10 protein-coding genes are annotated in these 11,910 nt (G+C 72.5%); 9 read left to right on the top strand and 1 reads right to left on the bottom strand.

What is annotated here, in order from left to right:
• Positions 1–41: 41 nt before the first annotated feature.
• Entirely contained in the window at positions 42–557 is a 516-nt protein-coding gene (locus J0670_RS15480) for a flavin reductase family protein (protein WP_243437056.1), read from the bottom strand.
• A 150-nt stretch (positions 558–707) separates the two neighbouring features.
• Between J0670_RS15480 and J0670_RS15475 the strand changes: the two genes are divergently transcribed.
• From J0670_RS15475 to J0670_RS15435, 9 genes are all read left to right on the top strand, one after another.
• Positions 708–1,694 carry an Lrp/AsnC family transcriptional regulator gene (locus tag J0670_RS15475; RefSeq protein ID WP_207812143.1) on the top strand — a complete coding sequence of 329 codons (987 nt, stop codon included), beginning with the start codon at positions 708–710 and terminating at the stop codon, positions 1,692–1,694.
• 52 nt (positions 1,695–1,746) lie between these two features.
• Complete coding sequence (locus J0670_RS15470; protein ID WP_207812142.1) at positions 1,747–3,414, top strand: CTP synthase; 1,668 nt, start codon at positions 1,747–1,749, stop codon at positions 3,412–3,414.
• 93 nt (positions 3,415–3,507) lie between these two features.
• Positions 3,508–4,155 carry an NUDIX hydrolase gene (locus J0670_RS15465; RefSeq protein WP_207812141.1) on the top strand — a complete coding sequence of 216 codons (648 nt, stop codon included), beginning with the start codon at positions 3,508–3,510 and terminating at the stop codon, positions 4,153–4,155.
• 185 nt (positions 4,156–4,340) lie between these two features.
• Positions 4,341–6,440, top strand: a complete 2,100-nt coding sequence (locus tag J0670_RS15460; protein ID WP_207812140.1) for a tetratricopeptide repeat protein — start codon at positions 4,341–4,343, stop codon at positions 6,438–6,440.
• Between the two features lie 261 nt (positions 6,441–6,701).
• Positions 6,702–7,817, top strand: a complete 1,116-nt coding sequence (ald, locus tag J0670_RS15455; protein WP_207812139.1) for an alanine dehydrogenase — start codon at positions 6,702–6,704, stop codon at positions 7,815–7,817.
• A gap of 425 nt (positions 7,818–8,242) precedes the next feature.
• Positions 8,243–9,310, top strand: coding sequence for a ParA family protein (locus tag J0670_RS15450; RefSeq protein WP_374199850.1), 1,068 nt, complete (start codon positions 8,243–8,245; stop codon positions 9,308–9,310).
• A gap of 41 nt (positions 9,311–9,351) precedes the next feature.
• Positions 9,352–9,936, top strand: a complete 585-nt coding sequence (locus tag J0670_RS15445; protein ID WP_243437054.1) for a hypothetical protein — start codon at positions 9,352–9,354, stop codon at positions 9,934–9,936.
• Positions 9,937–10,031: 95 nt separating this feature from the next.
• Positions 10,032–10,937 carry a ScpA family protein gene (locus J0670_RS15440; RefSeq protein WP_207812137.1) on the top strand — a complete coding sequence of 302 codons (906 nt, stop codon included), beginning with the start codon at positions 10,032–10,034 and terminating at the stop codon, positions 10,935–10,937.
• Positions 10,938–11,179: 242 nt separating this feature from the next.
• Positions 11,180–11,773 carry an SMC-Scp complex subunit ScpB gene (locus J0670_RS15435; RefSeq protein WP_243437057.1) on the top strand — a complete coding sequence of 198 codons (594 nt, stop codon included), beginning with the start codon at positions 11,180–11,182 and terminating at the stop codon, positions 11,771–11,773.
• Positions 11,774–11,910: the final 137 nt, after the last annotated feature.

Raw genomic sequence — 11,910 nt, 5'->3', positions numbered from 1 at the left:
GCACGCCGTGCGGCGCGATGTGCCGCCTCGCCACGCGTCGGTCAGAAGGTGTTGGCGATCCGCGCGTACTGGCCGCGGTAGTACAGCAGGGGCTGTGGTGACTCGGCCGGCGCCTCGACCCGGCGCACGTCACCGATCACCACGAGGTGGTCGCCTCCGTCGTGCTCGGTGTGCACGCGACAGTCGATCCACGCGGCGGCACCGTCCAGGCGCGGCGCCCCGTCCGGAGACGCGGTCCATGCCACGCCCTGGAACTTGTCACCACCGGAGCGCGCGAACCGCTCGCACAGCGAACGCTGGTTCTGTGACAGCACGTTGACGCTGAAGGACGTACGGCTCCTGATGACGGGCCAGCTGGTCGAGGTGCGGCTGACGCACAGGATGATGCGCGGCGGGTCGAGGGAGAGCGACGAGAACGACTGGCAGGTGAATCCGGCGGGCCCGGTCGGCCCCATGGCGGTGACGACGGTGATGCCGGAACAGAAACGCCCCAGAACAGAGCGGAACGCGCTGGAGGTCAGGGGGTCCTGAACCGCTGCGGTGGTGCTCTCGCCCAACAAAGCCCTGTCCTTTCGGCCCGTACGGGCAGTCGGATACGGCAAGCTCTCCAGGCGCCACTTCGGCGATGGGTCTGCGAGTCTGCCTCATCCGATCAATCCCGACAACGCCCATCGTCTTTCTGACAAAGATCCTGCCATCATTGCGACATGATGAACGATTCAGACGCCTGTGACGGTCTTGACCAGCGCATCGCGGCAGCGATCCAGATCAACCCCCGGGCCGGCGTGGCAGAGGTGGGACGCATCCTCGGCGAGCACGAGCGCACCGTGGCACGACGCGTCCAGCGGCTCCTGGGCACGGGGGCCATCCGCTGCACGGCCGAATACGACCCCCTGCACAGCGGGCTCGGACACTCCGTGCACCTTCGACTGCGGACCGCAATGGGTTGTCCGGAAAATATCCCTCAAGGATTGGCAAAGCACCCTGATGTGCTTAACGTCGCCGCTGTGAGCGGAGGGGCCGGCCTCCTGTGGTGCCACCTGTTCGTGGAGGGACGGCCGCGTCTGCCGTCCCCGCTGAAGGGGGTACCCGGCCTCGCCGACGCCACGGTGCTCAGTGCACACATCACACTGCGCTCGTTCCGAACCGAGGCCGAGTGGCACGCCCCCGTCCTGACCGAGGAGGAGGAGAAGCGCTTGCGGGCAAGCCTGGTCCAGCCTTTGCCCGGACCCGCACGCCGATACGACCTCACGCCCACCGATCGGCGCGTTGCCGACGTCCTGACGCGGAACGCCCGGATCAGCCTCACCGACCTCGGCAAGGAACTCGGTTTCTCCACCGCCACGGCGGGGCGGCGGGTGGCCTCCCTCCTGGAGCGCCGGGTGCTGCGCCTGCGGACCGTCGCCGATCCGGCCGTCCTGGGCCTCCCCGTGAAGGCACGGGTACGACTGAAGATCCACCCGGCGGGCCTCGAAACCGTCGGCACCGCCCTGTCCCGATGTCCCGAGGTGTCCTTCTGCGCCGCGGCGACAGGGCGTCACAACATCCTGGCCGACGTGTGCGTCGAGGACGAGACCAGACTGTACGGCTTCGTCGTCGACACGCTCGGAGCGCTACCGCACATCCTCGACTGCGACACGGAGATCCTCACGCACGTCTCCGGACACGGCTCCGCCGCGACCGATGCGCCCTGACGAGCCGCGCCTTCCCCCAGCCAGCCGCGACCACGGGAGCCCTCTCTTGGCCATGCCGCCGAAATCCACGACGACCAAGCACATCTTCGTCACCGGGGGTGTCGCCTCCTCGCTCGGCAAGGGCCTCACCGCCTCCAGCCTGGGCATGCTGCTCAAGGCCCGTGGCCTGCGCGTCGTGATGCAGAAGCTGGATCCGTACCTGAACGTCGATCCGGGCACGATGAACCCCTTCCAGCACGGTGAGGTGTTCGTCACCGACGACGGTGCCGAGACCGACCTCGACATCGGACACTACGAGCGCTTCCTCGACCGTGACCTGGACGCCACCGCCAATGTCACGACGGGCCAGGTCTACTCGACCGTGATCGCCAAGGAGCGGCGCGGCGAGTACCTGGGTGACACCGTGCAGGTCATCCCGCACATCACGAACGAGATCAAGCACCGCGTCCGGAGGATGGCGACGGACGAGGTCGACGTCGTCATCACCGAGGTCGGAGGAACCGTCGGCGACATCGAGTCGCTGCCGTTCCTGGAGACCGTCCGACAGGTCCGCCACGAGGTCGGCCGGGACAACGTCCTCGTCGTGCACATCTCCCTGCTGCCGTACATCGGCCCCTCGGGCGAGCTGAAGACCAAACCCACCCAGCACTCCGTGGCCGCCCTGCGCAACATCGGCATCCAGCCGGACGCGATCGTGCTGCGCTGCGACCGCGAGGTCCCCACCGCCATCAAGCGCAAGATCTCGCTGATGTGCGACGTGGACGAGGCCGCCGTGGTCGCCTGCCCCGACGCCCGCTCGATCTACGACATCCCGAAGGTCGTGCACGCCGAGGGCCTGGACGCCTACGTCGTCCGCAAGTTGGACCTGCCGTTCCGCGACGTGGACTGGACGACCTGGGACGACCTGCTGGACCGCGTCCACAACCCCGACCACGAGATCGCCCTCGCGCTGGTCGGCAAGTACATCGACCTGCCCGACGCCTATCTGTCGGTCACCGAGGCGCTGCGCGCCGGCGGCTTCGCCAACAAGGCCCGCGTGAAGATCAAGTGGGTCACCTCCGACGACTGCGACACCCCGGACGGGGCCAAGGCACAGCTCGGCGACGTCGACGGCATCTGCATCCCCGGCGGCTTCGGCGACCGCGGTGTGCTCGGCAAGGTCGGCGCGATCAGGTTCGCCCGCGAGAACAAGATCCCGCTGCTCGGCCTCTGCCTCGGCCTGCAGTGCGTCGTGATCGAGGCCGCGCGCAACCTGGCCGACATCCCGGACGCCAACTCCACCGAGTTCGATCCGGCCACCGCCCACCCGGTCATATCCACCATGGCCGAGCAGACGGACATCGTCGCCGGCGAGGGCGACCTGGGCGGCACCATGCGCCTGGGCCTGTACCCGGCCAGGCTCGCCGAGGGCTCCATCGTGCGCGAGGTGTACGACGGGAAGGAGTACGTCGAGGAGCGCCACCGCCACCGCTACGAGGTCAACAACGCCTACCGCGCGGAGCTGGAGAAGACCGGCCTGGTGTTCTCCGGTCTCTCGCCCGAGGGCGACCTGGTCGAGTACGTCGAGTACCCGCGCGAGGTGCACCCGTACCTGGTCGCCACCCAGGCCCACCCGGAGCTGAAGTCCCGCCCGACCCGCCCGCACCCGCTGTTCGCGGGCCTGGTCAAGGCGGCCATCGACATCAAGACCGGTGCCGTCGAGGCCGGCGCCGCCGAGTAGGTCGTCGGTCGTTCACCGGACGGCGGTCCCGCGATTCCCGCGGGGCCGCCGTTCGGCGTTAGATTGTGTCGTACTGACGAAAAGGGGAGAGCGATGGACGAGCAGAGCCGCCTGGTGATCGCCGACACGGCCGAGGAGTGGGAGGTCCGGGCGAGCGGGACGCCGTTCCAGGGCAAGGTCACCGGCGTGCGCAGCGAGGAGGTCCGGATGCCGGACGGCAGCTGGGCCCGGCGCGACTACCAGACCCACCCCGGCTCCGTCTCGGTGCTCGCCCTGGACGACGAGCAGCGGGTGCTGGTCCTGCGCCAGTACCGCCACCCGGTCCGCCAGCGGCTCTGGGAGCTGCCGGCCGGCCTGCTCGACGTGCCCGGCGAGAACCCGTGGCACGCCGCGCAGCGCGAGCTGTACGAGGAGGCGTACCGCAAGGCCGACACCTGGCGGATCCTCGCCGACTACTACACCTCCCCGGGCGGCACCGACGAGGCGCTGCGGATGTTCCTGGCCACCGACCTGTCGACCGCCGACGGCGAGCGCTTCGCGGCCGAGGGCGAGGAGCAGGAGATCGAGGTCGCCTGGGTGCCGGTGCCCGAACTGATCAGGTTGATCCTCGCCGGGCGGCTGCACAACCCGACCCTGGTCACCGGGACCCTCGCCGTGCACGCCGCGCTGACCTCTCCGGAGGGCCTGGACGGGCTGCGCCCGGCGGACTCGCCGTGGCCCGCCAGGCCGTTCGAGAAGTGAGCGGACCGCCCGGGTTGATGCCTTGGGGTGATTCACCGGTTCGTACGACCGGATGTCACCTCGGCTGAGCCGGACGGTCGAACTACGCTTCGCAGACAGGGCGCCCCGTCCCGGGCCGCCTCCGTCGAGCACCGGACGCTGACCGCCGGCCGCTGGACGCGGGATGACCGTCGGGAGTGGCACGGGTGGCGAGGAAGACGGCGACGATGGACCCCGGCTCCGGCGCGCCCGCCGGGACCGTCCCGGGACTGGAGCGGCTGCCCGCCGGGCCCGCGCTGTTCACCGGGCGGCGCGCCGAACTGGCCGCGCTGCGGGCGGCCGCCGCCCGTCCGGTGAGCGGCCGCTGCCCGGTCCTGGTGCTGGCCGGGCGCCCCGGCTCCGGGCGGACGGCGCTCGCCGCCCGCTTCGCCCGCACCGTCGCCGCCGACCACCCGGACGGTGTGCTGTTCGCCCGGCTCTCCGCCCCGGACGGCGGGCGGGTGCCGCCGGGCCGGGCCGCCCGGCTGCTGCTCGAACAGCTCGACCCGCAGGCCGCCGTGCCGCTGCCCGGGGCGGTCGAGGACGGGCGGGACGAACCGGGCTGCGTGGCGCTGCGGGAGGCACTGGTCGGGCGGCGGGTGCTGCTGGTGCTGGACGACGTGCGGGACGCCGGGCAGGTGTGGCCGCTGCTCGCCGACGAGCCGGGCTGCCTGGTGCTGGCCACCACGGCCGGGCCGCTCACCGGGATCGAGGACATCGACCCGGTGATCCTCGGCGGGCTGGACCGGCAGGCCTCCGGCGAGCTGCTGGCCGACCTGGTCGGCGGCACCCGGATCTCCTGCGACCCGGTCGGCGGGGCCGACCTGGCCGAGGCGTGCGCCGCCGGCCCGGCCGCGCTGCGGCTGATGGCGGGGTGGCTGCGCGGCGACCCGAAGATCGCGGTCACCGACGCGGCGCGCGAGCTCAACCGGGTGGTGGGGGAGGAGAACTCGGCCGCGGCGGCTACGGCGCCGGAGGAGGAGACGCCGAGGAAGCGGCAGCAGAGGCCGGCGCGGAAGCAGCCTTCGGATCCGTCGCGGGAACCGTCGCCGGAACCGTCGCGGGATTCGGCGCGGGATTCGGTGCGGGATTCGGTGCGGAAGAAGGAGGGGGAGCAGGCGGCGGAGCCCGTGCCCGAGGCGGCCGGGGATCCGTCGACCTGGGTGAAGCCCGGTCCGGAGCCGGCCGAGCCGGTGCCCGTCCCCGACAACGACCCGCTGCTCGGTGCGTTCACGCTGGTCTACCGCACCCTGCCGCCCGCCCAGGCGCGGATGCTGCGCATGCTCACCCTGGCCCCCGCGCAGACCGCCGACCCGCGCACCGCCTCCGCCCTGGTCGGCTGCCCGGCGCCGGAAGCAGCCGCGACGCTGGCCGCGCTGGCCGAGCGGGAGCTGCTCGGCGAGGAGGCCGCCGCGGCCGACGGCACCCCGCGCTACCGGGTGCCCGGGCGGCTCTACCCGCGGCTGGTCCGGCTGCGCGAGCGGGAGGACCGGCCCGCCGAGACCGAACTGGCCCGGGCCCGGCTGCTGGAGCGGCTGGTCCGGCTCACCGAGTCGGCCCGCGCCCTGCTCGACCCGGCCGCGGGCCCCGCCCCCGAACCGCTGCCGGCCGCGCTGCGGCTGCGCTCGGCCGCGCACGCCCGGGGGTGGCTGCTCGGCGAGCGGGAGCTGCTGCTCGGCGCGGTGGCCGACGCGATCGGCCAGGGGGACCTGGACGGCTCGGCCGGTCGGCTGGTCACCGCGCTGCTGCGGACGCTGCCGCTGACCGGCGAGGCCGCGCCCGCCGACCTGTACCGGTTGCACGAGCTGGTGCTGACCGTCGCCGAGCGCCACGGCCGCCCGCGTCGGGCCTCGGCCGCACTGCTCAACCTGGGCGACCTCCAGGTCGGGGCGGGCCGATGGGAGCAGGCCGCCGCGCACTACCGGGCCGCCCTGGAGCACGCCCGTACGGCCGACGACGAACCGCTGTGCGCCCGGGCCCTGGAGGCCGCGGCCGGCTGTCACCGGGCACTGGGCGACTCGGTGCGGGCCGCCGACTGGTACGGGCGGGCGCTCGGCCTGCGGCAGTCGCTGGGGGACCACGCGGCGGAGGCCCGGCTGTTGGCCCGGGTGGCCGAGGCGCACACCGCGCAGCGCCGCTTCGACGAGGCCGACCGGGAGTACCGGGCCGCGCTGGCCGTGCTGCGCAGGCTGGGCGACGAGCGGGGCCGGGAGGCCGTCGGGGCGGCCCTCGCGGACCTGCGGGAACGCGTCGACGGCGGGTGGTGAGGGCGGTTTCGGGAGTATTGTCGAAGGTGCCCGGTTACGGCATCTTTGGCAGGTAAGTCGAAGCGGAAGCCTACGAACCTGCCAATGTGTTCGGCGAAATTATTCGATTTGGAAGGCTGACAGGCCGCCTGGGCTTCATTACACTCGAACTCAGTCGCGCAGCGATCCCCTGCCCCGGGCTGTCCCGGTGCTTCCCCACGTGCGCGTCGCCCACCGGTCTTCTCCGGTCGGGACCCCCATGGCAAGAGGACGTGTTTAGCCGTGAAGGTCGGCATCCCCCGCGAGGTCAAGAACCACGAGTACCGCGTGGCCATCACGCCCGCCGGCGTGCATGAGCTGGTCCGCAACGGACACGAGGTCTACATCGAGGACAACGCCGGTGTCGGCTCCTCGATCCCCAACGAGGAGTACGTGGCCGCCGGCGCCACCATCCTCCCCACCGCCGACGAGGTGTGGGCCACCGCCGACCTGCTGCTGAAGGTCAAGGAGCCCATCGCCTCCGAGTACCACCGGCTGCGCAAGGGTCAGACCCTCTTCACGTACCTGCACCTGGCGGCCGACCGGGCCGGCACCGACGCGCTGATCGCCTCGGGCACCACCGCCATCGCGTACGAGACCGTTCAGCTGTCGAACGGCGCGCTGCCGCTGCTCGCCCCGATGTCCGAGGTCGCGGGCCGCCTGGCCCCGCAGGTCGGCTCGTACCACCTGATGCGTCCGGCCGGCGGCCGCGGCACCCTGCCCGGCGGCGTGCCCGGCACCCACCCGGCCAAGGCCGTCGTCATCGGCGGTGGCGTCTCCGGCTGGCACGCGGCCACCATCGCCATCGGCATGGGCTACGAGGTCACCCTGCTGGACCGCGACATCAACAAGCTGCGCGAGGCCGACCGCATCTTCGGCACCAAGGTCAAGGCCATCGTGTCGAACGCCTTCGAGCTGGAGAAGGCCGTCCTGGAGGCCGACCTGGTCGTCGGTGCCGTCCTGATCCCGGGCGCCAAGGCCCCGAAGCTGGTCACCAACGAGCTGGTCTCCCGGATGAAGCCGGGCTCCGTGCTCGTCGACATCGCCATCGACCAGGGCGGCTGCTTCGAGGACTCGCACGCGACCACGCACGACGACCCGACCTTCAAGGTCCACAACTCGGTCTTCTACTGCGTGGCCAACATGCCGGGCGCCGTCCCGAACACCTCCACCTACGCGCTGACCAACGCCACCCTGCCGTACGTGCTGGAGCTGGCGAACCGCGGGTGGAAGGAGGCGCTGCGCCGCGACGCCGCGCTCGCCAAGGGCCTCAACGTGCACGAGGGTCAGATCACCTTCCCGGCCGTGGCCGAGGCCTTCGGCCTGGAGTCGGTCTCGCTGGAGAGCGTGCTCGCCTGAACTCCCTGACCGCACGGCGGTCGTTCGCCCCCGACCCGAGCTGATCGGGTCGGGGGCTTCGCCATGCCCGTGAACGACGGGTCGACCGGGCAGGTCGCTCTGTCGTCAATTTCGATCAGTCGTATCACCCGCCCGCAGAAACGTTAGGGTCAACGGCCCTCTCATCCCTTGACAGCAGCCCGCCTGATAGTCGACACATCGGGCCGACTACCGTGGATTGTGTTGCTGCGAACGCCTTGAACGGCCTAGAGTCGCAAACCGTCGGCATGCTGCCACGCTGACGAATCGACATAGAGTCCTGGATGCCCAAGGAGGTAAGACGACTTGTGAATGAGTCGACAATTGCTCCCGGGGGTGGTCAGCCAGGACTGGCGGCACACACCGCCGGCCAGCCGAGTGAGGAGCCCGGGGCCCGGCAGCCCTCCGTGGGCTCGGCCGAGGTCGGCTCGGTCGCACTCCGTACCTTCGAAGCACGCCAGAACACAGCACAGGTGACCACGGTGACCGATCACGACGCCGACTTGGCGGCCTACGGCCTGGCCTACGGCGAGTTCGCCTACGGCGCCTACGACGACCCGGACGCCGAGTACGAGCCGGACCCGGAGTACGCCGCCACGCTGGCCCCCGACGCCGCGCGCCAGCGCCGTGAGCGGGTCGGCCCGACCGGCCGGCCGCTTCCGTACTTCCCGATCCCCGCGCCGGTCGCCGAGCACGGCCCCGCCCAGATCATCGCCATGTGCAACCAGAAGGGCGGCGTCGGCAAGACCACGTCGACCATCAACCTGGGCGCCGCGCTGGCCGAGTACGGCCGCCGGGTGCTCCTCGTCGACTTCGACCCGCAGGGCGCGCTCTCCGTCGGCCTCGGCGTCAACCCGATGGAGCTCGACGTCACCGTCTACAACCTGCTCATGGAGCGGGGACTGACGGCCGATGAGGTGCTGCTCAAGACCGCCGTGCCGGGCATGGACCTGCTGCCCTCCAACATCGACCTCTCCGCCGCCGAGGTGCAGCTGGTCAGCGAGGTGGCCCGGGAGTCCGCGCTGGCACGCGCCCTGAAGCCGCTGCTGCCCGACTACGACTACGTCATCATCGACTGCCAGCCCTCACTGGGCCTGTTGACGGTCAATGCGCTGACGGCCGCTCACAGCGTGATCGTCCCGCTGGAGTGCGAGTTCTTCGCGCTGCGCGGTGTCGCGCTGCTGACCGAGACCATCGAGAAGGTGTGCGAGCGGCTCAACCCCGAGCTGCGCCTGGACGGCATCCTCGCGACCATGTACGACTCGCGCACCGTGCACAGCCGCGAGGTGCTGGCGCGGGTCGTCGAGGCGTTCGGCGACCACGTCTTCCACACCGTCATCGGGCGGACCGTGCGCTTCCCGGAGACCACCGTCGCCGGCGAGCCCATCACCACGTACGCGACCAACTCGGTCGGTGCCGCCGCCTATCGCCAGCTCGCCAGGGAGGTGCTCGACCGGTGCCGCCCCGCCGAGTGAGTCTCCCGGGTGCCGACGAGCTGTTCCGGACCACCGGGGGGATGGCGCTGTCGCCGTCCCTCGCGCCGCGTCCGGCCGCCGAGGCAGCCAGACCGGAGACCGCGCGGACCGTCAACGGCACGGACGGCGCCGAGGGTGCCGAGGCCGTCCAGGGGGCCCAGGGCGCCCAGGACGACCGGCAGGTGCCGCAGGAACAGCAGTCGGCCGCCGCGGTGCCGTCGCCCGCGCAGCCGCCCGCCCAGCGGTCCGCCGCCGGGGCCCAGGCCCCGCAGGGCGCCGCCCCGGCCGGGAAGACCGTGTCCGGCGGCCGAGGCGCCACCGCTCCGGCGGCCCGCACCCACCCGGGTGCCGCCGAGGAGCAGACGGGTGCCGCCGGGCGCGCCCGGCCGCGTGGCCGCGCGCCGCGCCGCCCCAGCGGGCGTGAGCGGCACGACGAGAAGATCACCGTGTACGTGTCCGCCGAGGAGCTCATGGACCTGGAGCACACCCGGCTGGTGCTGCGCGGCGAGCACGGCCTGGCCGTGGACCGCGGGCGGATCGTCCGGGAGGCCATCGCGGTCGTCCTGGCGGACCTGGAGCAGCGCGGCGAGGCCTCGATCCTGGTCCGGCGGCTGCGCGGCCGGTAGCGGCCGGCAGCGGGGGTGCCGGGGCCGTCGGCCGGGCGGCGTGTCGGTGGCCCCGTGGCGGGGCGGGCGGCGCGGCCGGGTGAAGATGGACCGTCATGCCGAGCACCGTCGAACCAGCCGCCAGCGCCGTGAACGCGACCGAGAACGAGTCGCGGGGCGGCTTCCGGGTACGGCTGGACAACTTCGAGGGCCCCTTCGACCTGCTGCTCAGCCTGATCGCCAAGCACAAGCTGGACGTCACCGAGGTGGCGCTGGCCACCGTGACGGACGAGTTCATGGCGCACATCCGGGCGATGGGCCCGGACTGGGACCTGGACGCGGCGACCGAGTTCCTGGTGGTGGCCGCCACCCTGCTCGACCTCAAGGCCGCCCGGCTGCTGCCCGTCGCCGAGGTCGAGGACGAGGAGGACCTGGCCCTGCTGGAGGCGCGTGACCTGCTGTTCGCGCGGTTGTTGCAGTACCGGGCGTACAAGCGGGCGGCGGCGCTGTTCGGCGAGCGCTGGGCGGCCGAGCTGCTGCGCAGGCCCCGGACCGTCGGGCTGGAGCCCCGGCACGCGGAGCTGCTGCCCGAGGTGGTGATCACCATCGGGCCGGAGCGGCTGGCCGAGCTGGCGGCCAAGGCGATGGAGCCCAGGCCGAAGCCGGTCGTGTACGTGGACCACATCCACACCCCGCCGGTCAGCGTGCGGGAGCAGGCCGGGCTGGTGGCCGGACTGCTGACCGACCTGGGCGAGGCCTCGTTCCAGCGGCTGGTCGCGGACGCGCCGGACACCCTGGTGGTGGTCGCCCGCTTCCTGGCGCTGCTGGAGCTGTACCGGGAGCGGGTGCTGGCCTTCGAGCAGCCGGAGGCGCTCGGCGAGCTGAGGGTGCGCTGGGTGGCCGAGGAGGGCCGGGGGCCGGTCGAGGTGACGGACGAGTTCGACCGGCCGCCGGGCGAGCCGGAGCGGCCCGGGCCGCCGGAGGAGCCCGGGCGGCCGGAGAAGGAGGACGAGCGGCGATGAGTGCCGGGAACGACGGCGGGCGGCCGGTGCGGCGCCCGCTCGGGCTGCCGGGGCGGCCTCGGGACGGGGAGTGGCTGGAGCCGGCCTTCGAGCTGCTGCCGGAGCAGGGGCCGGCCCCGGCTCCGGCCCAGGCGCCGGTGGCGGCCGAGGCACGGGTGGTGCACCAGAAGTCGGCCCCGCCGGCCGCCGACGCGCGGGAGCCCGGCGGGCCGGGCCTGCGGGCCGAGCTGGAGGCGGTCCTGATGGTCGTCGACGAGCCGGTCACCGAGGCGCGGCTGGCCGGGGTGCTGGAGCGGCCCCGGGCCGAGGTGGCCGCGGCACTGCACGAGCTGTCCGCCGAGTACGGCGCCCAGGGCCGGGGCTTCGACCTGCGGCTGGTGGCCGGCGGCTGGCGGTTCTACAGCCGGGACACCTGCTCCGAGGCCGTCGACCGCTTCCTGCTGGACGGCCAGCAGGCCCGGCTCACGCAGGCCGCGCTGGAGACCCTGGCGGTGGTCGCGTACCGGCAGCCGGTGTCCAGATCCCGGGTTTCCGCCGTCCGCGGTGTGAACTGTGACGGCGTGATGCGTACCCTGGTACAGCGAGGACTGGTGGAAGAGGCCGGATCCGAGCCCGAAACAGGTGCGATCCTGTATCGGACGACGAACTACTTCCTGGAACGGATGGGGCTCCGCGGCCTGGACGAGCTGCCGGAGCTCGCTCCCTTCCTGCCCGAGGTCGACGACGTGGAAGCGGAGTCCCTGGAGGGCACGATGATCGCGGAGGCGGTCGCCGCCGCTGCCGCGCAGGCCGCGGACGGCAGTGGCGAGGCCGACCGGGCAGCGCCCGATCGGTAGGGGGACGGTGAGGTCGGCCGAAACGACCGCACATCCCAGACGGTAACGACGTACGGACACTTTGATGCGTAGCAGTGGCAACGGCAGGAACGGCAGCGGCGGCAGCGGTCGCGGCGGACAGGGCGGGGGCCGGGGCG

The organism is Streptomyces sp. FH025 (assembly GCF_017427025.1).
Classification (GTDB): Bacteria; Actinomycetota; Actinomycetes; order Streptomycetales; family Streptomycetaceae; genus Kitasatospora.
This window is presented reverse-complemented; position numbering and strand designations above follow the sequence as displayed.